General features: G+C 45.4%; 41 protein-coding genes and 1 rRNA gene. 7 read left to right on the top strand and 35 right to left on the bottom strand.

The features are described 5' to 3' along the window. The 5 genes from L5L91_RS22340 to L5L91_RS22320 all read right to left on the bottom strand — a co-directional run. Nucleotides 1-231, bottom strand: a 16S ribosomal RNA gene (locus L5L91_RS22340); the annotation flags it as partial. Between the two features lie 567 nt (nucleotides 232-798). Next, nucleotides 799-1,386, bottom strand: a complete 588-nt coding sequence (locus tag L5L91_RS22335) for a TlpA family protein disulfide reductase (RefSeq protein ID WP_113941593.1) — start codon at nucleotides 1,384-1,386, stop codon at nucleotides 799-801. Continuing rightward, nucleotides 1,383-1,862, bottom strand: coding sequence for a heme lyase NrfEFG subunit NrfF (gene nrfF / locus L5L91_RS22330; RefSeq protein WP_105251045.1), 480 nt, complete (start codon nucleotides 1,860-1,862; stop codon nucleotides 1,383-1,385). Before nrfF ends, L5L91_RS22335 begins: the two co-directional genes overlap by 4 nt. After that, nucleotides 1,859-2,413: a DsbE family thiol:disulfide interchange protein gene (locus L5L91_RS22325; protein ID WP_105251044.1), complete on the bottom strand. Its 555-nt coding sequence runs from the start codon at nucleotides 2,411-2,413 to the stop codon at nucleotides 1,859-1,861. The genes nrfF and L5L91_RS22325 overlap by 4 nt, the downstream gene beginning before the upstream one ends. A gap of 11 nt (nucleotides 2,414-2,424) precedes the next feature. After that, a complete protein-coding gene (locus L5L91_RS22320; protein ID WP_263149156.1) occupies nucleotides 2,425-4,404 on the bottom strand; it encodes a heme lyase CcmF/NrfE family subunit in 1,980 nt (659 codons plus the stop codon). Between the two features lie 400 nt (nucleotides 4,405-4,804). On the opposite strand from L5L91_RS22320, the gene ccmI reads away from it, so the two are divergent. Further along, nucleotides 4,805-6,055 carry a c-type cytochrome biogenesis protein CcmI gene (gene ccmI / locus L5L91_RS22315; protein WP_263149158.1) on the top strand — a complete coding sequence of 417 codons (1,251 nt, stop codon included), beginning with the start codon at nucleotides 4,805-4,807 and terminating at the stop codon, nucleotides 6,053-6,055. A gap of 61 nt (nucleotides 6,056-6,116) precedes the next feature. Here the strand turns inward: ccmI and L5L91_RS22310 are convergent, their stop codons facing one another. After that, nucleotides 6,117-6,416, bottom strand: a complete 300-nt coding sequence (locus tag L5L91_RS22310; protein ID WP_105251041.1) for a c-type cytochrome — start codon at nucleotides 6,414-6,416, stop codon at nucleotides 6,117-6,119. Nucleotides 6,417-6,734: 318 nt separating this feature from the next. On the opposite strand from L5L91_RS22310, the gene ccmA reads away from it, so the two are divergent. The 6 genes from ccmA to L5L91_RS22280 all read left to right on the top strand — a co-directional run bounded on the left by ccmA (nucleotide 6,735) and on the right by L5L91_RS22280 (nucleotide 10,657). Beyond that, on the top strand, nucleotides 6,735-7,385 hold the full coding sequence (gene ccmA / locus L5L91_RS22305; protein WP_131525727.1) for a cytochrome c biogenesis heme-transporting ATPase CcmA: 651 nt from the start codon (nucleotides 6,735-6,737) through the stop codon (nucleotides 7,383-7,385). Nucleotides 7,386-7,396: 11 nt separating this feature from the next. Next, nucleotides 7,397-8,083 carry a heme exporter protein CcmB gene (ccmB, locus tag L5L91_RS22300; RefSeq protein ID WP_006079706.1) on the top strand — a complete coding sequence of 229 codons (687 nt, stop codon included), beginning with the start codon at nucleotides 7,397-7,399 and terminating at the stop codon, nucleotides 8,081-8,083. Nucleotide 8,084: 1 nt separating this feature from the next. Next, the gene (locus L5L91_RS22295) at nucleotides 8,085-8,831 is read left to right on the top strand and encodes a heme ABC transporter permease (protein ID WP_105251039.1); all 747 of its coding nucleotides are present in this window, start codon (nucleotides 8,085-8,087) and stop codon (nucleotides 8,829-8,831) included. Next, nucleotides 8,831-9,031 carry a heme exporter protein CcmD gene (gene ccmD, locus L5L91_RS22290; RefSeq protein WP_105253042.1) on the top strand — a complete coding sequence of 67 codons (201 nt, stop codon included), beginning with the start codon at nucleotides 8,831-8,833 and terminating at the stop codon, nucleotides 9,029-9,031. The genes L5L91_RS22295 and ccmD overlap by 1 nt, the downstream gene beginning before the upstream one ends. Continuing rightward, nucleotides 9,028-9,516, top strand: coding sequence for a cytochrome c maturation protein CcmE (gene ccmE, locus L5L91_RS22285; RefSeq protein WP_105251038.1), 489 nt, complete (start codon nucleotides 9,028-9,030; stop codon nucleotides 9,514-9,516). The genes ccmD and ccmE overlap by 4 nt, the downstream gene beginning before the upstream one ends. Before the next feature lie 133 nt (nucleotides 9,517-9,649). After that, nucleotides 9,650-10,657 (top strand): ABC transporter substrate-binding protein, encoded by a 1,008-nt coding sequence (locus L5L91_RS22280; RefSeq protein ID WP_263237811.1) that lies wholly within the window; start codon nucleotides 9,650-9,652, stop codon nucleotides 10,655-10,657. A 62-nt stretch (nucleotides 10,658-10,719) separates the two neighbouring features. On the opposite strand, the gene rplQ is transcribed toward L5L91_RS22280, so the two are convergent. The 29 genes from rplQ to tuf form a co-directional block, all read right to left on the bottom strand. After that, a complete protein-coding gene (rplQ, locus tag L5L91_RS22275; RefSeq protein ID WP_006083573.1) occupies nucleotides 10,720-11,115 on the bottom strand; it encodes a 50S ribosomal protein L17 in 396 nt (131 codons plus the stop codon). Nucleotides 11,116-11,155: 40 nt separating this feature from the next. Then, the gene (locus tag L5L91_RS22270; RefSeq protein WP_006083574.1) at nucleotides 11,156-12,145 is read right to left on the bottom strand and encodes a DNA-directed RNA polymerase subunit alpha; all 990 of its coding nucleotides are present in this window, start codon (nucleotides 12,143-12,145) and stop codon (nucleotides 11,156-11,158) included. 24 nt (nucleotides 12,146-12,169) lie between these two features. Beyond that, nucleotides 12,170-12,790, bottom strand: coding sequence for a 30S ribosomal protein S4 (rpsD, locus tag L5L91_RS22265; protein WP_006083575.1), 621 nt, complete (start codon nucleotides 12,788-12,790; stop codon nucleotides 12,170-12,172). Nucleotides 12,791-12,822: 32 nt separating this feature from the next. Then, on the bottom strand, nucleotides 12,823-13,215 hold the full coding sequence (gene rpsK, locus L5L91_RS22260; RefSeq protein WP_006083577.1) for a 30S ribosomal protein S11: 393 nt from the start codon (nucleotides 13,213-13,215) through the stop codon (nucleotides 12,823-12,825). A 15-nt stretch (nucleotides 13,216-13,230) separates the two neighbouring features. Continuing rightward, nucleotides 13,231-13,587, bottom strand: a complete 357-nt coding sequence (gene rpsM / locus L5L91_RS22255) for a 30S ribosomal protein S13 (RefSeq protein WP_011787581.1) — start codon at nucleotides 13,585-13,587, stop codon at nucleotides 13,231-13,233. A 116-nt stretch (nucleotides 13,588-13,703) separates the two neighbouring features. Continuing rightward, nucleotides 13,704-13,817 (bottom strand): 50S ribosomal protein L36, encoded by a 114-nt coding sequence (rpmJ, locus tag L5L91_RS22250; RefSeq protein WP_006083579.1) that lies wholly within the window; start codon nucleotides 13,815-13,817, stop codon nucleotides 13,704-13,706. Between the two features lie 21 nt (nucleotides 13,818-13,838). Next, complete coding sequence (gene secY / locus L5L91_RS22245) at nucleotides 13,839-15,179, bottom strand: preprotein translocase subunit SecY (protein ID WP_007644459.1); 1,341 nt, start codon at nucleotides 15,177-15,179, stop codon at nucleotides 13,839-13,841. Nucleotides 15,180-15,186: 7 nt separating this feature from the next. Continuing rightward, a complete protein-coding gene (gene rplO, locus L5L91_RS22240) occupies nucleotides 15,187-15,621 on the bottom strand; it encodes a 50S ribosomal protein L15 (RefSeq protein WP_006083581.1) in 435 nt (144 codons plus the stop codon). Nucleotides 15,622-15,624: 3 nt separating this feature from the next. Continuing rightward, a complete protein-coding gene (gene rpmD / locus L5L91_RS22235) occupies nucleotides 15,625-15,807 on the bottom strand; it encodes a 50S ribosomal protein L30 (RefSeq protein ID WP_006083582.1) in 183 nt (60 codons plus the stop codon). A 6-nt stretch (nucleotides 15,808-15,813) separates the two neighbouring features. After that, the gene (rpsE, locus tag L5L91_RS22230) at nucleotides 15,814-16,317 is read right to left on the bottom strand and encodes a 30S ribosomal protein S5 (RefSeq protein WP_006083583.1); all 504 of its coding nucleotides are present in this window, start codon (nucleotides 16,315-16,317) and stop codon (nucleotides 15,814-15,816) included. Nucleotides 16,318-16,328: 11 nt separating this feature from the next. Beyond that, nucleotides 16,329-16,679, bottom strand: a complete 351-nt coding sequence (gene rplR / locus L5L91_RS22225; RefSeq protein ID WP_006083584.1) for a 50S ribosomal protein L18 — start codon at nucleotides 16,677-16,679, stop codon at nucleotides 16,329-16,331. Nucleotides 16,680-16,689: 10 nt separating this feature from the next. Beyond that, on the bottom strand, nucleotides 16,690-17,223 hold the full coding sequence (gene rplF, locus L5L91_RS22220) for a 50S ribosomal protein L6 (RefSeq protein ID WP_105251036.1): 534 nt from the start codon (nucleotides 17,221-17,223) through the stop codon (nucleotides 16,690-16,692). 10 nt (nucleotides 17,224-17,233) lie between these two features. Then, nucleotides 17,234-17,626 (bottom strand): 30S ribosomal protein S8, encoded by a 393-nt coding sequence (gene rpsH / locus L5L91_RS22215; protein WP_006083586.1) that lies wholly within the window; start codon nucleotides 17,624-17,626, stop codon nucleotides 17,234-17,236. Nucleotides 17,627-17,650: 24 nt separating this feature from the next. Continuing rightward, entirely contained in the window at nucleotides 17,651-17,956 is a 306-nt protein-coding gene (gene rpsN, locus L5L91_RS22210) for a 30S ribosomal protein S14 (protein WP_006083587.1), read from the bottom strand. A 10-nt stretch (nucleotides 17,957-17,966) separates the two neighbouring features. Then, nucleotides 17,967-18,506, bottom strand: a complete 540-nt coding sequence (gene rplE, locus L5L91_RS22205) for a 50S ribosomal protein L5 (RefSeq protein WP_006083588.1) — start codon at nucleotides 18,504-18,506, stop codon at nucleotides 17,967-17,969. 12 nt (nucleotides 18,507-18,518) lie between these two features. Beyond that, on the bottom strand, nucleotides 18,519-18,833 hold the full coding sequence (gene rplX / locus L5L91_RS22200) for a 50S ribosomal protein L24 (protein ID WP_006083589.1): 315 nt from the start codon (nucleotides 18,831-18,833) through the stop codon (nucleotides 18,519-18,521). A gap of 11 nt (nucleotides 18,834-18,844) precedes the next feature. After that, entirely contained in the window at nucleotides 18,845-19,213 is a 369-nt protein-coding gene (rplN, locus tag L5L91_RS22195; RefSeq protein WP_006083590.1) for a 50S ribosomal protein L14, read from the bottom strand. Nucleotides 19,214-19,393: 180 nt separating this feature from the next. Then, nucleotides 19,394-19,642, bottom strand: a complete 249-nt coding sequence (gene rpsQ / locus L5L91_RS22190; protein WP_006083591.1) for a 30S ribosomal protein S17 — start codon at nucleotides 19,640-19,642, stop codon at nucleotides 19,394-19,396. Next, the gene (rpmC, locus tag L5L91_RS22185; RefSeq protein ID WP_006083592.1) at nucleotides 19,642-19,833 is read right to left on the bottom strand and encodes a 50S ribosomal protein L29; all 192 of its coding nucleotides are present in this window, start codon (nucleotides 19,831-19,833) and stop codon (nucleotides 19,642-19,644) included. Before rpmC ends, rpsQ begins: the two co-directional genes overlap by 1 nt. Then, nucleotides 19,833-20,243 (bottom strand): 50S ribosomal protein L16, encoded by a 411-nt coding sequence (gene rplP / locus L5L91_RS22180; RefSeq protein WP_006083593.1) that lies wholly within the window; start codon nucleotides 20,241-20,243, stop codon nucleotides 19,833-19,835. The genes rpmC and rplP overlap by 1 nt, the downstream gene beginning before the upstream one ends. An 11-nt stretch (nucleotides 20,244-20,254) precedes the next feature. After that, the gene (gene rpsC / locus L5L91_RS22175) at nucleotides 20,255-20,947 is read right to left on the bottom strand and encodes a 30S ribosomal protein S3 (RefSeq protein ID WP_006083594.1); all 693 of its coding nucleotides are present in this window, start codon (nucleotides 20,945-20,947) and stop codon (nucleotides 20,255-20,257) included. A gap of 9 nt (nucleotides 20,948-20,956) precedes the next feature. Then, nucleotides 20,957-21,289: a 50S ribosomal protein L22 gene (rplV, locus tag L5L91_RS22170; RefSeq protein WP_006083595.1), complete on the bottom strand. Its 333-nt coding sequence runs from the start codon at nucleotides 21,287-21,289 to the stop codon at nucleotides 20,957-20,959. A 15-nt stretch (nucleotides 21,290-21,304) separates the two neighbouring features. Beyond that, nucleotides 21,305-21,583: a 30S ribosomal protein S19 gene (rpsS, locus tag L5L91_RS22165; RefSeq protein WP_006083596.1), complete on the bottom strand. Its 279-nt coding sequence runs from the start codon at nucleotides 21,581-21,583 to the stop codon at nucleotides 21,305-21,307. A gap of 14 nt (nucleotides 21,584-21,597) precedes the next feature. Continuing rightward, nucleotides 21,598-22,422: a 50S ribosomal protein L2 gene (gene rplB, locus L5L91_RS22160; RefSeq protein WP_006083597.1), complete on the bottom strand. Its 825-nt coding sequence runs from the start codon at nucleotides 22,420-22,422 to the stop codon at nucleotides 21,598-21,600. 16 nt (nucleotides 22,423-22,438) lie between these two features. Further along, complete coding sequence (gene rplW / locus L5L91_RS22155; protein ID WP_025008843.1) at nucleotides 22,439-22,741, bottom strand: 50S ribosomal protein L23; 303 nt, start codon at nucleotides 22,739-22,741, stop codon at nucleotides 22,439-22,441. Beyond that, nucleotides 22,741-23,346, bottom strand: a complete 606-nt coding sequence (gene rplD / locus L5L91_RS22150) for a 50S ribosomal protein L4 (protein WP_113941598.1) — start codon at nucleotides 23,344-23,346, stop codon at nucleotides 22,741-22,743. The genes rplW and rplD overlap by 1 nt, the downstream gene beginning before the upstream one ends. A 17-nt stretch (nucleotides 23,347-23,363) precedes the next feature. Beyond that, entirely contained in the window at nucleotides 23,364-24,002 is a 639-nt protein-coding gene (rplC, locus tag L5L91_RS22145) for a 50S ribosomal protein L3 (protein ID WP_006083600.1), read from the bottom strand. A 30-nt stretch (nucleotides 24,003-24,032) separates the two neighbouring features. Further along, entirely contained in the window at nucleotides 24,033-24,344 is a 312-nt protein-coding gene (gene rpsJ / locus L5L91_RS22140) for a 30S ribosomal protein S10 (protein ID WP_006083601.1), read from the bottom strand. Between the two features lie 334 nt (nucleotides 24,345-24,678). Beyond that, a partial coding sequence (tuf, locus tag L5L91_RS22135; RefSeq protein ID WP_113941600.1) for an elongation factor Tu occupies nucleotides 24,679-25,827 on the bottom strand: 1,149 nt, incomplete at its 5' end.

The following is a 25,827-nucleotide window of genomic DNA, read 5'->3' as shown; positions in this document are numbered from 1 at the left end:
TCATCCAATCGCGGAAGGCCCGAAGGTCCCCTCCTTTCCCCCGTAGGGCGTATGCGGTATTAGCAGTCGTTTCCAACTGTTATCCCCCTCGACTGGGCAGATCCCTAGGCATTACTCACCCGTCCGCCGCTCGCCACCTCAGAAGTAAACTCCCTTGTGCTGCCGCTCGACTTGCATGTGTTAGGCCTGCCGCCAGCGTTCAATCTGAGCCATGATCAAACTCTTCAATTAAAGTTTTGTTGTTTGACTTTCGTCAAACGGCTCAATGAATTCTACTGTTTTGATTCGCTTTGCTCACTAAGAAGCATTGCGTTTCAATTCATACATTACTGTATGTACATATTACTATGAACACTCAATCACGCTTCTCGTTGAGGAGAATGACTTGAAAACATTGATTTAAATTTTTGATTACTTACTCGAAAGTAAAGTAATTTCGATTAACTCAACACCTGTGAGTGTCCACACAGATTTCTTGTTTTATCTTGTTAAAGAGCAACTCAACCTCGTAAGAGAAGGTGAGTACCACACTGAGCGTCGAACGCTTCCAGTTGGCTAGGGCTGCGTATTCTACGCATTTTCCGTTTCACGTCAAGGAGTTTTTGCAAACTTTCTCAACACTCATCAATCAGTAAACACATCGATGAACTGTCACACCAGCCTGCTTAACGCTGCCTGCCGTGTCAGTGGATGCGCATTATAGGCAGTGAAACTTTTTGTGCAAGGGCTTTTTAAATGAAAAAAGATCGCATGGCGATCTTTTAAACAGCGGCGATTATTTTACATGCAAAGTGCCCATTAATTGGGCTTTTTGCTGCCTTTATCGATAAAACCTTGGATTAGCGAGACGGCTTTTACGTCATCCCAATCAACATAGGATCGAACAAAGGCAATTAATTGACCCTGTTGATCAAGAATAAAGGTCGCAGGAATCGTGTCGAGCGGAAAAACGTTCCCAAGACTTTGTGGTTGATCGTAGTAAGAGTTGAAATTCGCCATACCCAATGAACTTAAGAACGGCTGAACCTGCTGCTTACCTTCTGCATCAATAGAGATAGGCAGCACGACAAAATCTTCAGTCTTGAACTTAGTTGCTAACCTTTCGATTGCAGGCAACTCTCTGACACATGGCGGACACCAAGTCGCCCACATGTTAACCATAATGATCTTGCCTTTAAATTGGCTGAAGTCGATAGCTTTACCATCGACATCATTAAAGGCAACAGGCTCAATAGGAAAAGTCTTTGGCAGTACATTAATCAAATCAACCGTTGATTCCATCGGTTTAGCCGTTTGCTGCATACCAGGGTACGCATGCGCGACCCCAGCAACAAATACCGAAAGAATGGATGACAACATGAATGCCGTTATGACTTTATGCTTCATTTTGTATTGCGCTTTAGCAAGGTATCTAACTCGCGCTGATCTTCTGCGCTAATTTCGTTCGGCACATTACCGCCAATACGTTGCTTACGAATGAAGATGAATCCAATCACTAGACCCAGAAGTAATAAACCAATAGGACCTAACCAGAGAATGTAGGTCTTGGTTTCCATCTTAGGTTTATAGAGAACAAACTCACCATAACGACTGGTCATAAACTCGATGATCTCATCATCCCCTTTTCCTTCGTCAACCATCTTGAATACCTCAAGACGCAGATCTCGAGCAACGGGTGAATTGGAGTCGATCAAATTTTGGTTTTGACACTGTGGACAACGTAGTTCATGGGCCAAAGACAAACCGCGCTTTTGATTTTCAGGTGACTTGAATTCGTAAGTATCAACTGGTGTTGCCATGACAGCGGTCGTCATGCTGAACATCAGCACTAGACCACCTATGATTTTTATCAGCGTTCTCATGCTGCGCCATCCTTCGCTGCTTCAGCTTGTAATTGTTGGATCATAGGGTAAAGGGTTTCACTCCATACACGTTGGTCAATTGGACCTGCATAACGGAAACGGATAATACCGTTGTGATCAACAATAAAACTCTCTGGAGCACCATAAACGCCAAGATCTAATCCTAAACGCCCATCTTTATCATAAATATTAACGTTGTAGGGATCGCCCTGACGTTTTAACTCTTCTAACGCAGGAACACGCTCATCACGATAGTTGATCCCGTAAATTGGCAAAAGATTTTTACGTTTTAGCATCACTAAGAAAGGATGCTCATATTTACAAGATGGACACCACGTCGCCCATACGTTAAGTAATGATACCTTACCTTTTAATTGCTCATTCGTTATTATCTCAGCCGGTGTTTCTAGGCGTTCCAGTTGGAAAGCCGGAATAGGCTTCCCTTCCAGTGCTGAATCCAATTGCTGCGGATTCAGAAATAACCCTTTATATAGAAACACCCCCATGGCGAGAAATATGACCAATGGGATAAACAGAACCAACTTCTTCATACATTCCCCAATTATTGAGCCGTTGCCAATTTTGCCTTTTCGGCCAAAGGCGCGACGGCTGCAGTGACTTTCGCACGGTAACGTTTATCCGATGCAGCGAAGAATCCACCTATCATCATGAAAATTGCCCCAAACCATAACCAACGCACGAACGGCTTATAGTTTAAACGAACCGCAAATTCAGTGCTGGTAATAGGATCGCCCATAGTCACGTACAAGTCACGGAATAGACCCCAGTCAATACCGGCTTCTGTCATATCCATAGTTCGCACATTATATTGACGACGATCGGGTTTTAGTAATGTCAGTAGCTCATCGCCCTTGTAGATCTCTATCTGTCCCTGCTGTGCAGTGTAGTTAGGACCCACGACGTTTTTGGTCTCGAGATACTTAAAAGTATAACCGGCGAGCTCTTGGCTTACACCAGGTCCCATACGAACACTTTTCTCAATCGAGTAATTTGACACCATAGTGGCACCAATCACAGAAACGGCAATACCGAGATGCGCGAAGATCATACCAAGCTGACTACGGCCCATGCGACTGATGCTGATATCACCTTCTTTCGACTTGACCATGTTATAGGCCGCTCTTGCGGTAGCCAGAATAATCCAAGCCGCGGCTGCAATACCAAAGGTAACCCAAATATTGAATACACCATCGACGATAAAAGGCGTCACAATACCGATAACAGCAGCAATCATTGCTGGGATCAATAGCTGACGCTTAAGCTCGCCCGCTTTCGATTTTTTCCAACGAATAATTGGACCAATACCCATAAAGCCAAATAGCACTAATACGATAGGCACGAACACCGCATTAAAGTATGGGGGTCCAACAGAGATTTTACCCATGCCAAGCGCGTCGATGAGCAATGGATATAATGTACCCAATAGTACCGTACCTGCGGCAACCGTCAGTAGCACGTTACATACTAAGAGCATTGTTTCTTTAGACTTAAGCTCGAAACGGGCAGGACTACTCATTTCACTGGCACGTAAAGCAAACAGTGTTAATGAACCGCCAACAGCTAAACCAAGTAACAACAGGATGAACATACCGCGGCTTGGATCGGCTGCGAATGAATGCACTGAGGTTAATACACCAGAGCGAACAATAAAGGTACCAAGCAAACTTAAAGAGAAAGCGAAAATAGACAGTAATACAGTCCAGTTACGGAAGGCGCCGCGTTTCTCAGTCACAATCAAAGAGTGAACAAGCGCAGTACCCACTAACCAAGGCATAAAAGAGGCGTTCTCAACAGGATCCCAGAACCACCAACCGCCCCAGCCTAATTCATAATAAGCCCACCAAGATCCTAGTGCGATACCGCCCGTAAGGAAGGTCCAAGCAGCCAATGTCCATGGACGAGTCCAACGAGCCCATGCAGAATCGAGACGGCCGCTCATCAGCGCAGCAATCGCAAATGCAAAGCTTACAGAGAAGCCCACATAACCCAAGTACAACATAGGAGGATGGAAGATTAATCCCACGTCCTGCAGCATTGGATTTAAGTCACGACCTTCGGCTGGGATCGGGAATAAACGTTCAAATGGGCTAGATGTGAGTAGCATAAACAAACTAAAGCCAATCACAATAAGAGCCAATACTGCCAGCACACGGGCAGTAAACACTTCTTCTAAACCTTTGCTAAACAAGGCAACCGCAGCCGCCCAAGTTGATAAAGCAAACACCCAAAATAACAGTGACCCTTCATGACCGCCCCATACGGCCGAGATCTTAAAGAAGATAGGTAACTGAGAATTTGAATGATGTGCCACATAGGCGACCGAGAAATCATCGACGGCAAAACTATAAGCCAGCACGACAACAGATAAGGTAATAAAAAAGAACATTCCGTACGTTAATGGCCAAGCGTACCTAACAAGGTATTGGTCTTTTCTGGCAACACCTATTAGGGGGACGCTGATTAATAAGAAGGCAAAAGCCACCCCTATTATCAACGCAAAGTGTCCAAGTTCTGGGATCATGGGTTTTCCTCAGTCTTCAATAATATGTTGATTTAGAAAGACTCTATCTCAACGCACAACATGCTATTCACGCAAATGCACGAAATTTTGCTCATTTTAGTATTTGCTATTGTTCCTGTCTGCCTCTTTCGTACAAAACTGGGTTACTTGTCTCATTCTCAATTTTAGAGGTCGATGAAAGTCACGGAAGAGGCTCAGTTCTGCATGTGACCGACAAATGACACTTAAGTTTCATACAAAATTTACAAGAAGAATCAATTTGTGAACCAGTGCCCAACTATAAGCTTTCAGCACTGGGATTACCTTATATTACTGTTCAATGAACAATCTTTACGTATAATCTTGCTTCCAAGCCTAGCGGTTACTCCGCTTTCTGCAAACTAAAGTGAATATAGAAACAATGACGACATTTTGGATTTTTATTGCGCTTGTTATGTTAGTCGGCCTGATGCTGATTTGGATCCCGCACTTCAGACAGCAAAAATTGCTGAAAACGGAAGAAGCTGGAGTTCGTAAACAAACGAACCTTGAATTGTTCAATGAGCGCTTAGGCGTTCTTGAAAAAGAATTAAGTGAAGAGCTACTCGATCAAGCCGAATTTGATGCATTGAAGAAAGAACTGGAAATCAGTCTACTCCAAGACATCAAACAAGCGAGCGATGATTCACTGGTCAACCAAATAAAGCCAAAGACGATTCTGTGGCCGTCGATCATGTCAGTTTGTTTGATTGTTATCTCAGGCTATCTCTATCAACACTTAGGTGCCTTCGAGAATATTGATAGTGCTCAACAACCTGCGAATCCACATGCAGGAATGGATACGGCTCAAATCATGATGCAACGCGTGCAGATGATGGAAGCTCAAGTTAAAGCCGAGCCAGAAAACAGCCAACTGTGGTTTAGCTTAGGTCATGCTTATGTATCAGCAAACCAATACGATAAAGCGATTGCGGCTTTCGATAAAGTAATCGAATTAGTCGGAAAGCATGCAGAATTGCTCGGTCCAAAAGCAACGGCGATGTATTACAAAGCGGGTCAACAAATGACACCGCAAATCCAAGCTCTTATCGATGAGTCCTTAGCTATGGATGCCCAAGATCCTTCAACGCTACTGCTCGTGGGTATGGATGCTTTCTTTACTGCTGACTACAAGAAAGCCATCACCTCTTGGCAAACGATTTTAGATAGCGGTCGTGCCGACGTTGATCGTGCAGCTCTTATGAATGCAATCGAAACCGCTAACTTACGCATGCAGTCGGAAACCGCTGGCATGCCAAATGATGATGCACATAAGCAAGTCAAAGCGAGTGCTAAATCGGTCAATGTCACTATATCTATCTCTGCAGAACTTGCGGCTAAAGCCAGTCCAGAAGACACCATTTTCATCTTTGCCCGTGCAACTGAAGGACCTAAAGTCCCATTAGCTGCAACCAAAGTCAGTGCTAAGTCTTTCCCGATTACAGTGACATTAGATGACAGCAGCGGTATGGGTGGTGATGTGAAGTTAAGCGATGCAGCCAATGTGGAAGTGATTGCTGTACTCTCTAAACAAGGTAATATCAAACCGCAAACGGGTGATATTCAAGGCAAGATCAGTAAAGTCGCCGTAGGCGATACAGCGAACCTAGTACTTGATACTCAAGTGCAATAAATCGCAGTTAATTGCAGATATAAAAAAACCGGCTTTCGCCGGTTTTTTTATATCTGAAGAATTACTTAGCTGTAGACATAAATTTGATAGCAGCTTTGTAATCATCATCAGTACAATCAGTACACATACCGCCTGGTGGCATAGCATTCAGACCGGTTTTCACACTCTTCACTAGAGCGTCAACACCCTTAGCTAAGCGTGGTTCCCATTCTGCAGCGTTGTGTACTTTTGGAGCACCAGCAACACCCATACTGTGGCATACGGTACATGCCTTATTATAAATAGCCTCAGCATCTTGAGCTGAAGCGTTAACTGACATAGTCAAAGCAGCGACAGCAGTCATTGCTAACAGTTTTTTCATGTTCAATGTTCCTAATGCAAATACGTACAAAGCTCGGCGCCGCCCTTACTTAGGCAGACTCATTATAGCCGACTAAGATTACTACAAACTTCAAGAAATCTCATCTTTTTGTGATTAGAATCTCAACACAAAATGAATCAGGCGACAAGGATGACAAATTCGTTAATATATTAGCAAGTCGTAAAAAAGTTCGATAAATATTGCGGTTATTGGAACCACATCATATTGCTGACATCTAGTGCAAACCAAGAGTAAACCCCCAATAACGTTTGTGTTAGAATGACTTGTGTTTCCTTCCGGCTTGAGATAGAGGGTTCAGTGACAAATATAACTAAAGAAACCACATTAGTGTCAGCCAGCAAGCTGACCTGTATCCGCGAAGAACGTATCCTTTTTGATGAGTTAAGTTTTGATATAAATGCCGGTGACATTGTTCAGATTGAAGGCCCTAACGGCGCAGGCAAGACCAGTTTATTACGCATATTGGCGGGCCTTTCTCGCCCCTATGCCGGACAAACTTTTTACATTAATGAAGACATAAACCGTTGCCGCGATGAATACAATGAAGACCTCTTGTATTTAGGCCATTTAGCTGGCGTGAAATGCGAGCTGACTGCCGAAGAAAACCTTAATTTCAATTTAAGAATCAGTGGTTATGATGACTTTGATACGTCAGAGATTTTAGCCAAAGTCAATTTAACGGGCTTTGAAGAAGCTCTCGCGGGGCATTTATCCGCAGGCCAGCATCGCAGAACAGCGCTATCAAGATTGTGGCATAGCAACTGTAAAATTTGGATCCTTGACGAACCTTTTACTGCAATCGATAAAAAAGGCGTCGAAGAACTGGAGCAGTTATTTATTCAGCATGCGGATAATGGTGGCTGTGTGATCCTCACAACTCACCAAGATATGGGCATTATCACAGATGATAGGCTTCGTAAAATTCGTCTCGATTATCGCTTCATATAAGGTCAGGCTCAATGAAAAGAGGCATCAGTTTTACCCAAGCATTTTTCACCTTGCTGCAGCGAGATCTTAAAATTGCTATTCGCCACCGCGGCGACATTTTTAACCCACTGCTATTTTTTATTATGGTCGTTACCTTGTTTCCGCTGGGAATTGGACCAGAGCCGCAAATGTTAGCACGTGTGGCACCGGGGATTATTTGGGTCGCCGCATTATTAGCATCAATGTTGTCACTTGAAAGGCTTTTCAAAGCCGACTTTAGTGATGGTAGCTTAGAACAAATGCTATTAAGTCCACAGCCATTAGCCATTCTCGTATTAGCTAAAGTGTTAGCCCACTGGATTTTAACTGGTGTGCCACTGATTATTATCGCACCACTGTTAGCGGTATTACTCAATCTAGACGGCAACAGCTACGGTGCGTTAATTTCGACGCTTGCGCTAGGCACGCCAGTATTGTCGCTGTTAGGTGCTATTGGTGTGGCATTAACCGTCGGTCTAAGGAAAGGCGGCGTATTACTCAGCTTACTTATTTTGCCCCTATATATCCCAGTACTCATTTTTGCAACGAGTGCCATAGACGCGGCAGGAATGAATTTACCCTATGATGGTCAGCTCGCTATAATAGGCGCTATGCTGGTCGGATCGTTAACCTTAGCACCTTTTGCAATTGGTGCATCTCTGCGAGTGAGTACTAACTAAAATGTGGAAATGGTTACACCCTTACGCGGATCCTGAACGCGCATATAAATTATCAGGAACGTTATTTCCATGGTTTGCGATCTTAGCCGGTCTATTGATTGCTGTTGGCACTACATGGGGACTAGTCTTCGCGCCGACGGATTACCAGCAGGGTGATAGCTACCGTATTATCTTTATCCATGTTCCTGCCGCGTCTATGTCAATGGCGGCTTATATGGGTATGGCAACAGCGGCCTTTATCGGTCTAGTTTGGCAAATAAAACTTGCCGACTGGGCTGCAGCATCTATTGCTCCCATTGGTGCAGTAATAACCTTTATCGCACTCTTTACCGGAGCAGCATGGGGTAAACCTATGTGGGGTGCTTGGTGGGTATGGGATGCACGCTTAACTTCTGAGCTGGTATTACTATTCCTATATCTAGGTGTGATCTCGCTCTATGCCTCATTTGAGGATAAAGTGCTCGCAGCTCGTGCAGCAGGGATCTTAGCGATCGTCGGTGTGATCAATATTCCTATCATCAAATACTCAGTTGAATGGTGGAGCTCATTACATCAACCGTCGACAATACGCATTACCGAGAAATCGACAATGTCGACAGAAATGCTCTATCCACTGTTAATTAACATACTGGGCTTCGGTCTTATGATTGGCGCCATCACTATTGTTCGCTTTAGAGCAGAAATTTTAGCAAGAAATGGCATGCGCCCTTGGGTTCGTGAACTAGCTAAAGCGGAGGAGGTCAAATGATGCAATTCGATTCAATCAGTGATTTTTTTAATATGGGCGGCTATGCATTCTATGTATGGCTATCCTACGGAGTGACCTTCTTCTGCCTCTCTACGCTCATCATTACCAGCGCACGCCAAAAGCGTAAGGTGTTAATTGATATCGCGAAGAAGATGGATAGAGAAGAACGCCTAAAAGAAACCAGGAGTACTAAATCGTGAACCCAAGACGCAAAAAAAGACTGACATTAGCTGTAGCATTAATCGGTGGCGTTGCTGCGATTACTTCGCTTTTGCTCTATGCGCTGAACTCCAACTTGAACTTATTCTATACTCCGTCTGAAATTGTCCACGGCAAGACAGACACTGGCGTAAAACCTGAAATTGGCCAACGTATTCGTGTCGGCGGTATGGTGACGGTAGGTTCTATGGTGCGAGATCCCAAAAGCTTGCATGTCGAATTTGCAGTACATGACTCCCTCGGCGGTGAAGTACTGGTCACTTATGACGACCTATTGCCCGATCTTTTCCGTGAAGGACAAGGCATTGTTGCTCAGGGTGTACTGGGTGCTGATGGCAAACTAGAAGCTACTGAAGTACTGGCCAAGCATGATGAAAACTACATGCCACCAGAAGTTGCTGAAGCCATGGGCCAAAAGCACGAAAAGTTAGATTATAGCCAGCAAAAGGCACCAGATACTAAGTAGGTTATTGATGGATCAGCAATAGCGTACAAACTAAGCCTCCTAGCTTAATAACTAGTGAGGCTTTTTTATTATCTCAATATGCACAATTAAAGGTGGACTATACTCTAGGCAGCGCCAATACCTAAGACTGTATATGATTCAAATAAGACAACTAAACTCTAGTTTACAACACATTCTAAGCTTCCTAATTATCTGCTTGGTAGGCCTCTCTCAGGAAGCCAATGCTGCTAAAGTTGTTGTTATCGAAAGCTACCATCATAGCTATCAATGGGACCAAGAATACTATCAAGCGATTTATGACACGCTCAGCCCTCACCACGATGTTAGTTATTTCGAGATGGATACCAAACGCTTACCCCAAGAGCAATTTACTGAACGAGCTGACTTAGCATGGAAATACATTCAACAACAAGCACCTCAATTGGTTATTCTCGCCGATGATAATGCGGTTAATCTCTTACACCAGCGCCTAAATGACAGCCTAATCCCAGTAGTCTATTTAGGGGTGAACATGAATCCTAGAGAATATCATCTCAATGAACACAAACGCTTCACAGGCGTCATTGAGAGACCACTACTACGACGTTCACTACTGCTCATTCAACGTTTACTACCGCAAACTGTGCATAGAAAAATCTTAGTTCTATTCGACCAAGGAGTCACCTCTGACTCAGCGGCTGAATACATCAGTAAACAACACTCAAGCATGTTAGGCGATATCGAAGTTAATTTAGTGCAATTGTCACAGCTAACGGATTGGCAGCGGAATGTATTAACCGCGAAGGAACAGGGTTATAACGCTATAGTCGTGGCGCTATACCACACAGTTAGAGATGCAGATAATCACTCAGTAGATGCAGATCAGCTCCTAAAATGGATATCTGAACATACTCCGGTACCGAATTTTGGGTTTTGGGGATTTAGTGTCTCTGCTGAAGGTAATATTGGTGGCTATGTTCTCGATGGCTATCATCATGGCAAGATTGCAGCGAATATGGCGACAAAAATACTCGGCGGCGAGAAACCCGAAAATATTTTCCCAGTAACAGATGATCTTGGAAAATACATGTTTAGCCAGAAAGGCTTAGCTAAATGGAATATCGTCCTTCCAAAAGAAATCGGAAAACCACACTTTGGGTAAAATAGTAAAAAAGGCATAAAAAAGCCGGGCTAATGCCCGGCTTTTTAAAAGTGTAACCTTAATTACTCAGCAGCTTCAACATCAACAGCTTGAGCAGCTTCTGGGCGACCAACTAGCTCGATGTAAGCCATAGGGGCTTTATCACCAGCACGTAAACCGCACTTAAGGATACGGGTATAGCCACCAGGACGTTCCTGGTAACGTGGACCCAACTCAGTAAATAACTTACCAACGACTTCAGCGTCGCGAGTACGTGCAAACGCTAAACGACGGTTTGCAACGCTGTCACTCTTAGCAAGTGTTATCAGAGGCTCAACTACGCGACGCAGTTCTTTCGCTTTAGCCACAGTTGTCTTGATGATCTCATGACGAACTAGTGAACCGGCCATGTTGCGAAACATGGCTTGGCGATGACTGCTGTTACGGTTTAGTTGACGACCACTCTTACGATGGCGCATGACCTAATCCTTATAACCTAAATCTGTACAAACCTGAGACTTATAGGTCGTCTGCTAAACTAGCTGGAGGCCAGTTTTCCAAACGCATACCTAACGACAGTCCGCGAGAAGCTAAAACGTCCTTAATTTCAGTAAGAGATTTCTTACCTAAGTTCGGGGTTTTCAGCAACTCAACTTCAGTGCGCTGTACCAGATCTCCGATGTAATGAATCGCTTCGGCTTTCAAGCAGTTAGCCGAACGTACAGTTAGCTCTAAATCGTCGACAGGACGCAGCAGAATCGGATCGAATTCCGGTTTCTCTTCTTTCAGCTCTGGCTCAGTCACGTCACGTAACTCTACAAACGCATCTAGCTGTTCAGCCAGAATAGTTGCAGAACGACGGATAGCTTCCTCAGGATCGATAGTACCGTTTGTGGTCATATCAATAACGAGTTTATCTAAGTCAGTACGCTGTTCTACACGTGCTGCTTCTACATTGTAGGCAATACGTGCAACTGGCGAGAAAGAAGCATCAACCAGCAAGCGGCCGATTGGGCGATCATCGTCTTCGGTTTGTGCACGAGCAGATGCTGGTACATAACCACGACCACGCTCAACGCGAATACGCATGCTGATATCATTGTTACCTGTCAGATGACAGATAATATGATCAGGATTCACGATAGTGACATCACCATCATGCGTGATATCTGCTGCGATGACAGGGCCTGCGCCGGACTTGCTCAACGTAAGCATAGCCTCGTCTTTACCCTCGATGGTCACTGCTAACCCTTTCAGGTTTAACAAGATCTCAAGGATATCTTCTTGAACGCCTTCCTTACTGCTGTATTCGTGCAGTACACCGTCAATCTCGACTTCGGTAACCGCGCAGCCGGGCATAGACGACAATAGGATGCGACGCAACGCGTTACCTAAAGTGTGGCCGAAACCACGCTCAAGTGGTTCCAATGTAACCTTGGCACGTGTTGAGTTAACCTGCTCGATATCAACGAGACGCGGTTTAAGAAATTCTGTAACAGAACCCTGCATTGTGTCCTCTCTTGTTTGTTAGCCTTACTTAGAGTAAAGCTCGACGATCAGCTGTTCGTTAATTTCCGCAGACAAATCGCTACGTTCTGGAACGCGCTTGAAAGCACCTTCCATTTTCGCGTTGTCGACTTCAACCCATGTAGGCTTCTCGCGTTGAGCTGCCACTTCTAAAGCCGCTTTAATACGAGCTTGAGTACGTGACTTCTCGCGGATGCTCACAACATCATTCGCAGACACTTTGAATGATGGAATGTTAACAACACGACCGTTAACCATAATAGATTTATGGCTTACTAGCTGACGTGATTCTGCACGAGTTGCACCGAAGCCCATACGATAAACAACGTTATCAAGACGGGTTTCTAAAAGCTGAAGCAGGTTTTCACCTGTGTTGCCTTTAGTACGTGCAGCATCTTTGTAATAGTTACGGAATTGTTTTTCTAACACACCGTAAATACGACGAACTTTTTGTTTTTCGCGTAACTGAGTACCGTACTCTGACAAACGTGGCTTACGAGCGCCATGTTGTCCAGGTGCAGTTTCCAGTTTACACTTTGAATCGATTGCTCTCACACCGCTTTTTAAGAAAAGGTCTGTACCTTCTCGGCGGCTGAGCTTGAGCTTGGGACCCAAGTATCTTGCCATGATCTTTCTCCAACTATCCTAATGAAACGGCGTTATACACGACGCTTTTTAGGAGGACGACAACCATTATGAGGGATCGGCGTCACATCGGTAATGTTGGTAATTTTATAACCAACAGCGTTCAGCGCACGAATGGCTGACTCACGACCTGGACCTGGACCCTTCACAAACACTTCAAGGTTTTTTAAACCGTAGTCTTGAGCAGCAGCACCTGCACGCTCAGCAGCCACCTGTGCAGCAAATGGAGTAGATTTACGTGAACCACGGAAACCTGAACCACCTGAAGTAGCCCATGACAACGCATTACCTTGACGATCTGTAATGGTGACAATAGTGTTGTTGAAAGAAGCATGGATATGAGCCATGCCATCTGCAACCTGTTTACGTACGCGCTTACGCGGAGAACGTGACGGAACTTTAGCCATTGCTTTACCTTCCCGTTACTTTCTAATAGGTTTACGTGGACCTTTACGCGTACGCGCATTGGTCTTAGTACGTTGCCCACGGAGAGGCAGGCTACGGCGATGGCGGAGACCACGATAACAACCAAGATCCATAAGACGCTTGATGTTCATTGAAATCTCACGACGTAAGTCACCTTCTACTAGGTATTTGGCGACTTCTTCGCGTAGTGTGTCTATTTGAGCTTCGCTCAATTCCTTGATCTTAGCAGTTTCAGCGATTGCTGTAGCCGCGCAGATTGCTCTAGCGCGAGTACGGCCGATGCCGAAAATAGCAGTCAATGCGATGACTGTATGCTTTTGATCAGGAATGTTAATGCCAGCGATACGGGCCACTATGCACTCCTTAAAGTTAAAGGCCAACTGCGAAAAGCCCGAAAGGATACTCGACAGTCGACAGATTTGCAAACAAAATTTTGTTCAGCCCAATTCATGGGCTGAACAAATTACTTTTAGCCTTGACGCTGTTTGTGTTTTGGTTCAACACAGATAACGCGTACAACGCCACTACGCTTGACGATCTTGCAGTTACGGCAGATCTTCTTCACGGAAGCTCGAACTTTCATTTCATCACTCCGTAAAGCTACTTAGCGACCAAAGCGATCTAAATTCGCTTTGTTAACTAGGTTAGCTTTCTTCATCACAGACTCATACTGATGAGACATCATATGCGTCTGAACCTGAGCCATGAAGTCCATGATTACGACTACCATAATTAGTAGTGAAGTACCGCCGAAATAGAACTGTACTTTCCACGCAATTAACATGAACTCCGGAATTAAGCAGATAAAGGTTATGTATAACGCGCCTGCCAATGTCAAACGGGTCATAACTTTATCAATGTAACGCGAAGTCTGTTCTCCAGGACGGATCCCAGGGATGAATGCACCACTCTTCTTCAAGTTATCTGCTGTTTCACGTGGGTTAAACACCAACGCAGTATAGAAGAAACAGAAAAAGATAATCGCTGTTGCATATAATAATGAGTAAAGCGGTTGTCCAGGTGACACAGCCAGTGAAAAATCACTCAACCATGACATGGACTCATTTTGACCAAACCACTGAGCCAGTGTTCCAGGAAACAAAATGATGCTTGACGCAAAAATTGGCGGAATAACACCTGCCATGTTTATTTTCAGCGGTAGATGGGTACTTTGCGCAGCGAACACCTTACGGCCTTGCTGACGCTTAGCATAGTTAACGACGATACGACGCTGACCACGTTCCACAAACACTACAAAATAAGTCACTGCAAACACAATTACCGCGAGCAACAACAATACTAACACATTCAAGTCACCTTGACGCGCCTGCTCAGCCGTTTGGCCGATAGCGGAAGGTAATCCAGCAACAATACCTGCGAAAATCAAAATCGAGATACCATTACCTATACCACGTTCGGTAATTTGCTCACCTAGCCACATAAGGAACATAGTTCCTGTCACTAAGCTTACAACCGCAACAAAGTAGAATCCAAATCCAATGTTGACCACAAGGCCTGGCACTAAGTTTGGTAACCCGGTTGCAATACCGACCGACTGGAATGTACCCAGCACTAAGGTACCCCATCTGGTATATTGACTGATTTTCTTACGTCCTGATTCGCCTTCTTTTTTCAATTCAGCGAGTGCAGGATGTACGACAGTCAACAGTTGCATGATAATCGATGCCGAAATGTACGGCATAATACCTAATGCAAAGATAGAGGCACGCTCAAGGGCACCACCCGAGAACATGTTAAACATGCCAAGGATGGTTCCACTTTGCTGAGCAAACAGCTCTGCTAATACAGCTGCGTCAATACCAGGAATTGGCACAAACGAACCGGCTCTAAAGACGATAATCGCACCAATCACGAACAGGAGGCGAGCTTTCAATTCTGAAAGTCCACCTTTCGCGCTTTTTAAATCAAGTCCTGGTTTTGCCATCGACGTATTATTCCTCGATCTTACCGCCGGCAGCTTCAATAGCTGCACGTGCACCTTTGGTTACCTTCAGACCTTTAACAGTCACAGGGCGCTCAATGGTACCTGAAAGAACAATTTTCGCAAACTGGATGTTGCGAGTTATTACGTTCGCATCTTTCAGAGCGTTTAAGTCGATAACATCACCGTTAACTTTTGCCAGTTCGAGTACACGAACTTCAGCTGTTACCATAGCGCGACGCGAGGTAAAACCAAATTTAGGTAAACGGATTTTCAGTGGCATTTGACCACCTTCGAATCCTGGGCGTACACCGCCACCAGAACGAGACTTTTGGCCTTTATGACCACGACCCGCTGTTTTACCTAGACCTGAGCCCATACCACGGCCTACACGCTTTGGTGCATGCTTAGAGCCTGCAGCTGGAGATAGAGTATTTAAACGCATCTATTAATCCTCCACCTTAACCATGTAGTAGACCTTGTTGATCATACCGCGAACAGAAGGAGTATCTTCTAATTCAACAGTGTGACCAATGCGACGCAAACCAAGACCCGTTAGGGTTGCACGGTGCTTCGGTAAACGACCGATACCGCTTTTAGTTTGAGTAACTTTTACAGTTTTAGTTGCCATGGTGCATTACCCCCGAATTTCGTCAACATTCAGGCCACGCTTAGCTGCGATTTGCGAAGGTGACTTCATGTGCACCAAAGCATCGACAGTCGCGCGAACGATGTTGATCGGGTTAGTAGAACCGTATGCTTTTGACAGAACGTTATGCACGCCTGCTACTTCCAATACGGCACGCATTGCGCCACCGGCAATAATACCAGTACCTTGTGATGCAGGTTGCATGTACACAAGAGAACCAGTATGACGACCTTTAACTGGGTGATGCAGAGTACCTGCATTCAACTCAACGGTCACAATGTTACGACGAGCTTTTTCCATCGCTTTTTGAATCGCGGCTGGAACTTCACGTGCTTTGCCATAGCCATAGCCAATCTTACCGTTACCGTCACCCACTACTGTCAGTGCTGTGAAGCTAAAGATACGACCGCCCTTAACTACTTTAGAAACACGATTAACTGCAATTAATTTCTCTTGCAGATCGTCTTTTTGCTGAGCTTCTAATTTAGCCATTTTATAACCCCTTAGAACTTCAGGCCAGCTTCACGAGCTGCATCTGCTAAAGCAGCTACACGACCGTGATACTTGAAACCAGAACGATCGAACGCAACTGAAGTTACGCCTTTTTCGATCGCGCGCTCAGCAACAAATTTACCTACTGCTTTCGCTGCGTCTACGTTACCGGTACTCTTCAGTAGCTCTTTAACCGCTTTTTCTACGGTTGAAGCAGCTGCCAACACCTGAGCTTCAGGATTGATCACCTGAGCATAAATGTGACGCGGTGTACGATGTACAACCAGACGGTTCACGCCCAGCTCTTGGATCTTCTTACGAGCGCGAGTAGCGCGACGTAAGCGAGATGTTTTCTTATCCATATCGCGTTACCTACTTCTTCTTAGCCTCTTTACGGCGTACTACTTCGTCGTCATAGCGAACACCTTTGCCTTTGTATGGCTCTGGTGGACGGTATCCGCGAATCTCAGCAGCGACTTGGCCAATTAACTGTTTATCAACGCCACGTAGGACGATGTCAGTTTGGCTAGGGCACTCTGCAGTAACGCCTGCGGGCAGTTTGTGTACTAACGGATGAGAGAAACCTAAAGTAAGGTCAATATCAGCACCGACGAGTTTCGCACGGTAACCAACGCCAACTAACTTTAACTTACGCTCAAAACCTTGAGATACACCAACAACCATGTTGTTTACTAATGCACGAGTTGTACCAGCCTGTGCCCAAGCGTTAACAACGCCTTCAACAGGGAGGAACTTAACTACGCCGGCTTCAATAACAACATTGACCGCATTGTTGATCACTCGAGTCAGACTACCTTTTCCGCCTTTGACGGTAAGGGTCTGTTCGTTCAAGGTCACCTCTACGCCAGCTGGAATAGATACTGGTGCTTTTGCTACACGAGACATTCCTAGCTCCTTAAGCTACGTAGCAGATAACCTCGCCACCCATGCCTGCAAGGCGGGCGGCACGATCAGTCATCAAGCCTTTAGAAGTGGACACAATTGCGACACCCAGACCGCCCATCACCTTTGGAAGTTCGTTTTTACCTTTGTAAATACGAAGACCAGGGCGACTTACACGCTGGATAGTCTCAACGACTGGTTGGCCTTGGAAATACTTTAAAGTAACTTCCAGTTCAGGCTTGGCTTCATCTGCTACGGCGTAATCAGCAATATAACCTTCATCTTTAAGTAGTTTCGCAATTGCGACTTTCAACTTAGCTGAAGGCATCTTCACTGATACGTGGTTAGCAGCTTGGCCGTTACGAATACGGGTTAACATATCCGCAATAGGATCTTGCATGCTCATATTAGCTTACTCCGTGACAAGTGCTTACCAGCTGGCCTTACGCAGGCCAGGAACTTCACCACGCATGGTTGCTTCACGTAATTTGATACGGCTTAAGCCGAATTTACGTAAGAAGCCATGAGGGCGACCAGTTTGATTACAACGATTGCGTTGACGCGCAGCGCTGGAATCACGTGGTAGAGCTTGCAGCTTAAGAACCGCATCCCAACGATCTTCGTCAGAAGAAGCTGGACTTGCAATGATAGTCTTAAGAGCCGCACGCTTTTCAGCGTACTTGGCCACGAGCTGTGCACGTTTAGCTTCACGTGCTTTCATTGATGTTTTTGCCATTACGCTACCCTTATTTCTTGAATGGGAAGTTAAAAGCGTCTAACAAAGCACGACCTTCTTCATCATTCTTCGCAGTAGTAGTGATAACAATATCCATACCACGAATCTTATCGATTTTATCGTAATCGATTTCTGGGAAGATGATCTGCTCACGCACGCCCATTGCGTAGTTACCACGGCCGTCAAACGCTTTAGCGCTTAAGCCACGGAAGTCACGAATACGTGGGATTGCGATATCGACTAAACGCTCTAAGAATTCCCACATACGCTCACCGCGTAGGGTCACTTTACAGCCAATAGGGTAGCCTTCACGGATTTTAAAACCAGCAACTGACTTACGAGCTACAGTCACAACTGGCTTTTGACCAGCGATTGCAGTCATATCACGGACAGCATGGTCCATGATTTTCTTGTCTGCAACAGCTTCGCCAACACCCATGTTCAGGGTGATTTTCTCAATCCGAGGGACTTGCATGACACTGGTATAACCGAACTTTTTAGCAAGTTCAGCGACAACAGTCTCTTGGTATTTATCATGCAGTTTCGCCATCGTTTACTCCAATTACTTAACGAGTTCACTGTTCGATTTGAAGAAACGAACTTTTTTGCCGTCTTCAAAGCGGAAACCAACGCGATCAGCTTTGCCAGTGGCAGAGTTGAAAATCGCTACATTTGATGCTTGTATCGGTGCTTCTTTCTCAACAATACCGCCAGCTACGCCCAATTGTGGGTTTGGCTTTTGGTGTTTTTTGACAAGATTGATGCCTTCAACAATCAATTTACCAGTAGGAAGGACTTGAGAAACTTTTGCACGTTTACCCTTGTCTTTACCTGCTAATACAATCACTTCGTCTTCACGACGTATTTTAGCTGCCATTTTGAAGCTCCTTACAGTACTTCTGGTGCCAGCGAGACAATTTTCATAAATTGCTCATTACGCAATTCACGTGTCACTGGTCCAAAGATACGAGTACCAATCGGCTGCAGGTTGTTGTTCAAAAGAACAGCTGCATTCCGATCGAAGCGAATGACAGAACCGTCTGGACGACGTACGCCTTTCTTAGTACGGACTACCACCGCGTTATACACATCGCCTTTCTTCGCTTTAGCGCGAGGAATCGCTTCTTTAACAGAAACTTTGATGATGTCGCCGATACCGGCATAACGACGATGAGAGCCACCCAAGACCTTAATACACTGAACTCTGCGTGCGCCGCTGTTACAAGCAACGTCAAGAGTCGATTGCATTTGGATCATTTTAAGTGCTCCGCTATCGTTACTACACAATTCCCACTATGGGACAATAAAAACACTCATTTTTGCTATTAATTTAGTCAAAAATGGCGCGCAAATATAACACCATAAAAGTGGAATGTATAGTATTAAAAAACAAACGGCCCCACATTCTGGAGCCGTTTACCTAAATACCTAATTAACTTAGGCCTTTGATACTACTTCAACCAGGGTCCAAGACTTAGTCTTAGACAAAGGACGACATTCGCGAATCGCTACTAAATCGCCTTCATTGCACTGATTCGTTTCGTCATGTGCATGGATCTTTGTCGTACGCTTAATGTATTTCCCATAAATTGGGTGTTTCACTTGGCGTTCGATAGCAACAGTAATGGACTTGTCCATTTTGTTGCTAGTTACACGACCCTGCAAAGTACGGATTTTATCAGACATTATGCACCCGCCTTAGAAGTAATAATGGTCTTAACGCGCGCAATGTTACGGCGCACCAATTTCAGTTGATTAGTCTGAGTCAACTGACCAGTGGCGTGTTGCATACGCAGGTTGAACTGCTCACGCAGCAGACCAAGTAGTTCAGCGTTCAGTTCTTCAACGCTCTTTTCTCTCAGTTCGCTCGCTTTCATTACATCACCGTCTTAGTTACGAAGGTAGTCTTAATTGGAAGCTTGGCAGCAGCCAAAGCAAACGCTTCACGAGCGATCACTTCAGAAACACCATTCATCTCATAAAGAACCTTACCAGGTTGAATCTGACATACCCAGTATTCAACGTTACCTTTACCTTTACCCATACGCACTTCAAGAGGCTTAGAGGTAATCGGCTTGTCCGGGAAAACTCGAATCCAAATTTGTCCCTGACGCTTAATGTGACGTGTCATGGCACGACGTGCAGATTCGATCTGACGTGCAGTTAAACGGCCACGGCCGACTGCTTTCAGACCAAAAGTACCAAAGCTAACTTCGGTACCGTTCGCTAGACCGCGGTTGCGGCCTTTGAACATCTTGCGAAACTTCATACGTTTAGGTTGCAGCATTGCCGGCTCTCCTATTTACCACGAGGCTTGCGCTTAGGTTGCTGCTGCTTCGGCTCTTCAATCTGTGGCAGCATTCCGTCTAGAACTTCACCTTTGAAGATCCAAACTTTAACGCCAATCACACCGTATTGGGTGTGACTTTCAGATGTAGAATAGTCGATATCAGCACGCAAAGTATGTAAAGGTACACGACCTTCACGATACCACTCATCGCGCGCAATCTCAGCTCCGCCTAAACGGCCACTAACTTGTACTTTGATACCTTGAGCACCAATACGCATTGCGTTTTGAACTGCGCGCTTCATAGCACGACGGAACATTACGCGACGCTCTAATTGCTGTGCAATTGAGTCAGCAACTAACTTGGCATCTAGCTCAGGTTTACGGATCTCAGCGATGTTAATTTGAGCAGGAGTGCCAGCAAGTTTTGACACTGCAGCACGCAATACTTCAACGTCTTCACCTTTCTTACCGATCACAACACCTGGACGGGCAGTGTGAATGGTAACGCGGATGCTTTTCGCTGGACGCTCGATAACAATCTTAGATACTGAAGCAGCTTGTAATTTCTCTACAAGAAACTTACGCACTTCCCAGTCGCTGTTCAGGTTACTTGCGTAATCTGATTTATCTGCGTACCAGGTAGAGATCCAAGGCTTGGTGATACCCAGACGGATACCATTAGGATGTACTTTCTGTCCCATTGCTCTCTCCTAGCGATCTGATACAACCACAGTAATGTGGCTGGTACGCTTCATGATACGATCAGCGCGGCCTTTAGCACGTGGCATGATACGCTTCATAGTTGGGCCTTCATCTACGAAGACGGCTCCGACTTTAAGCTCATCAATATCCGCGCCTTCGTTGTGTTCGGCGTTTGCGATAGCTGAGTCAAGTACTTTTTTAACCAGTACGGCGGCTTTCTTGGGGCTGAAAGTCAAAATTTCGAGGGCCTTAGCAACAGGCAATCCACGAATTTGATCAGCAACCAGACGGGCCTTCTGCGCAGACGTACGGGCAAAACGATGTTTAGCTAAAACTTCCATCTTATTCCTCCCGTATTAACGCTTCTTCGCTTTCTTATCTGCAGCATGGCCGCGATAAGTGCGAGTTGGTGAAAATTCACCAAGTTTGTGGCCGATCATTTCGTCAGTTACGAACACAGGAACGTGCTGACGACCATTATGGACAGCGATGGTCAAACCAATCATATTTGGAATGATCATAGAGCGACGTGACCAAGTCTTAATAGGCTTTTTGTCACCGGCTTCCATCGCTTTCTCTACCTTCTTCAGCAAGTGCAGGTCAATGAAGGGACCTTTCTTGAGAGAACGTGGCATGGCGAATCCTCTTACTATTTATTACGACGACGTACGATGTACTTGTCAGTGCGCTTGTTACTACGAGTTTTATAACCCTTAGTTGGCACACCCCATGGAGTCACTGGGTGACGACCACCAGAAGTACGGCCTTCACCACCACCGTGTGGATGGTCTACTGGGTTCATTGCAACACCACGCACTGTAGGACGTATGCCTCTCCAGCGCTTAGCACCTGCTTTACCTAACTGGCGTAGCATGTGTTCGGCATTACCAACTTCACCAAATGTCGCGCGGCAATCAACTGGCACTTTACGCATTTCGCCAGAGCGAAGACGTAGAGTGGCATATGCGCCATCACGAGCAACAACTTGTACATAAGCACCTGCAGAACGAGCGATCTGAGCACCTTTACCAGGCTTCATTTCAACTGCGTGAACTACAGAACCTACTGGGATGTTGCGCAGTGGCATAGCGTTACCGGTTTTGATCTCGGCAGCAACACCAGATTGGATCTTATCGCCAGCTTGCATGCCTTTGGCAGCAAGAATATAACGACGCTCACCATCCGCATACAATACTAACGCGATGTTAGCAGTACGGTTTGGATCGTATTCCAGACGCTCAATCTTTGCAGGGATACCATCTTTATCGCGTTTGAAGTCGATTAGACGATAATGCTGCTTATGACCACCACCTACGTGACGGACAGTGATACGGCCAGTATTGTTACGGCCACCACTTTTAGATTTTTTCGCCAACAAGCCAGCAAAAGGTTTACCCTTGTGCAGGTCAGTGTTCACCACTTTAACTACGTGGCGACGACCTGGAGAGGTTGGCTTACACTTAATAACTGCCATGATAATTCTCCTTTGCTTACTCAGCGCCGCCGACGAAATCGATGTCAGCACCAGCAGCTAGAGTCACATAGGCTTTTTTCCAATCGCTACGACGACCAGTACGGCCACCAGTGCGTTTAGTTTTGCCTTTGCTCACTAAAGTGCGAACTGAATCAACTTCAACTTCAAATAGCTTGGCAACAGCAGCTTTAATTTCAGCTTTAGTTGCATCGATAGCTACGCGGAAAACAACAGTGTTGTGCTTCTCAGCGTTCACAGTGCTCTTTTCAGAGATATGTGGAGCGAGAATAACTTTTAGCAAACGTTCTTCGCGGATCATCATGCTAGCATCTCCTCGATTTGCTTCACTGCGTCAGCAGTCACAAGCACAGTGTTGAAGGCGATCAGACTTACTGGGTCTAGACCCGCTACATCACGAACGTCAACCTTGTACAGGTTACGAGCTGCTAAGAATAAGTTCTCATCAACTTCTGCAGTCACAATCAGAACGTCTTCAAGGTTCATTGCTTTCAATTTAGCTTTCAGCTCTTTAGTTTTAGGAGCTTCAACACCGAAAGATTCAACAATAACCAAACGCTCTTGACGTACCAATTCAGACAGAATGCTTCTCAGCGCGCCGCGGTACATCTTTTTGTTAACTTTTTGGCTGTGATCTTGGGTTTTAGCAGCGAATGTTACGCCACCGCCACGCCAGATTGGGCCTTTAACAGAACCAGCACGAGCACGGCCAGTTCCTTTTTGGCGCCAAGGCTTTTTGCCTGAGCCAGTTACTTCCGCACGAGTCTTTTGAGCACGAGTGCCCTGACGCGCGTTTGCAGCGTATGCTACAACTACCTGATGAACCAGTGCCTCGTTAAAGTCACGGCCGAAGGTAGTTTCGGAAACTTCAAGAGCGCTTTGCGCGTCTTTCAATACCAATTCCATTACTATCTCCTCAGACCTTAAGCTTTAACGGCAGGCTTGATAATCAAGTCGCCATTGGTAGCGCCAGGAACAGCGCCACGGACTAGTAGCAGGTTACGCTCAACATCTACACGAACAACAACTAGATTTTGAGTAGTAACACGCTCGGCACCCATATGGCCTGACATTTTTTTGCCTTTGAATACGCGACCAGGCGTTTGGTTCTGACCGATAGAACCATTCGAGCGGTGCGACAAAGAGTTACCGTGAGTCATATCTTGAGTACGGAAGTTCCAACGCTTAACGCCGCCTTGGAAGCCTTTACCTTTTGATTGACCAGTAACATCAACTTTCGCTACGTCTGCGAAAATATCAACATTTAGCTCAGCACCAACTTCAATGCCCTCGCCTTCACCGTCTACCAAACGCATTTCCCACAAACCACGACCGGCTTCAACGCCGCTCTTGGCAAAGTGACCTGCTTCTGGTTTAGTGATGCGATTGGCTTTTTTGGTGCCAGTTGTAACTTGAAGTGCACGGTAGCCGTCAGTTTCTAAAGTTTTCACTTGAGTAACACGGTTGCCTGCAACTTCAATTACAGTAACTGGTATTGAAACACCATCTTCAGTGAAGATGCGAGTCATACCAACTTTACGACCAATAAGACCGATAGCCATCTCTCAAACCTCTTCTTACTAGGATCTCAATTAACCCAAGCTAATCTGTACGTCGACACCAGCCGCAAGATCTAAACGCATTAACGCGTCAACAGTCTTTTCAGTTGGCTCTACGATGTCAACCAGGCGCTTGTGTGTACGTAATTCGTACTGGTCACGAGCATCTTTATTAACGTGCGGAGAGATCAAAATGGTATAACGCTCTTTGCGAGTAGGTAGTGGAATTGGACCACGAACCTGCGCGCCTGTACGCTTAGCAGTTTCAACGATTTCCGCTGTAGACTGATCAATTAAGCGATGATCAAATCCCTTTAAGCGGATACGGATTCTTTGGTTCTGCATTGACCAGAGCTCCTAAAATGGACATATAAAAAATCACCCTCTAGCTTCTTCAATATAGAAAAGCAGAGCGAGATGATTTAACCGTTCGACTCCCAATCGGAGCCGCTATGATAATGATTAACTTCAGCGACTAATCATTTAATTCGTCAACCTAAGTCGACGAGGGGGCCATTATACCTATCTAAATCCGGATATCAAGCCCGCTGTGTAAATAGTCATCAAATAACTATTTAACTTCAGAGTGGCGAGCATTTTACACAAATTTGTGAATAAAACCAGCCCTCAAACAAAAAAGGAAGCCGAAGCTTCCTTTTCAAACTAATTTCTATCGCAATTAAGCGATGATTTTAGCTACTACACCAGCACCAACTGTACGACCACCTTCACGGATTGCGAAGCGTAAACCTTCGTCCATCGCGATTGGGCAAATCAGAGTCACTACCATTTTGATGTTGTCGCCAGGCATTACCATCTCTACGCCTTCTGGCAGTTCGATAGTACCGGTTACGTCAGTTGTACGGAAGTAGAACTGTGGACGGTAGCCTTTGAAGAATGGAGTGTGACGTCCGCCTTCTTCTTTTGACAGAACATAAACTTCTGATTCAAAAGTCGTGTGTGGGTTGATTGAACCTGGTTTAGCCAATACTTGACCACGTTCTACGTCATCACGCTTAGTACCACGTAATAACACACCACAGTTCTCGCCTGCACGACCTTCGTCAAGCAGTTTACGGAACATTTCTACACCAGTACACGTTGTTTTAGTCGTTGTGCGAACACCAACGATTTCAACTTCGTCACCCACTTTAACAATACCACGCTCAACACGACCAGTRACTACTGTACCACGGCCTGAAATTGAGAATACGTCTTCGATTGGCAGTAGGAACGGCTTATCGATRTCACGTTGTGGTTCTGGAATGTAAGAATCCAGTGCTGCGGCTAATTCAAGGATCTTAGCTTCCCACTCTGGTTGACCTTCTAGGGCCTTCAGAGCTGAACCTTGGATTACTGGTAAATCATCACCTGGGAAATCGTATTCTGACAGAAGTTCACGCACTTCCATTTCAACCAATTCCAGTAACTCTTCGTCATCTACCATGTCACATTTGTTCATGAAYACGATGATGAAAGGTACGCCAACCTGACGAGAAAGCAGGATGTGCTCACGAGTCTGTGGCATTGGACCGTCTGTAGAGGCAACTACTAGAATCGCGCCGTCCATCTGTGCAGCACCAGTGATCATGTTTTTAACATAGTCAGCGTGGCCTGGGCAGTCTACGTGTGCGTAGTGACGTGAAGGCGTGTCATATTCGATGTGAGAGGTATTGATCGTAATACCGCGCTCACGCTCTTCTGGAGCGTTATCGATTTGAGAGAAGTCTTTAGCTTCGCCACCGTAGGTCTTAGCCAGTACGTGAGAGATAGCTGCAGTCAGTGTGGTTTTACCATGGTCAACGTGACCAATGGTGCCCACGTTTAC

It is taken from the genome of Shewanella sp. SM55, from assembly GCF_025654025.1.
Classification (GTDB): Bacteria; Pseudomonadota; Gammaproteobacteria; order Enterobacterales; family Shewanellaceae; genus Shewanella; species Shewanella oncorhynchi.
The sequence above is the reverse complement of the archived record's forward strand: the minus strand, read 5'-3'. Positions and strand labels throughout refer to the sequence as shown.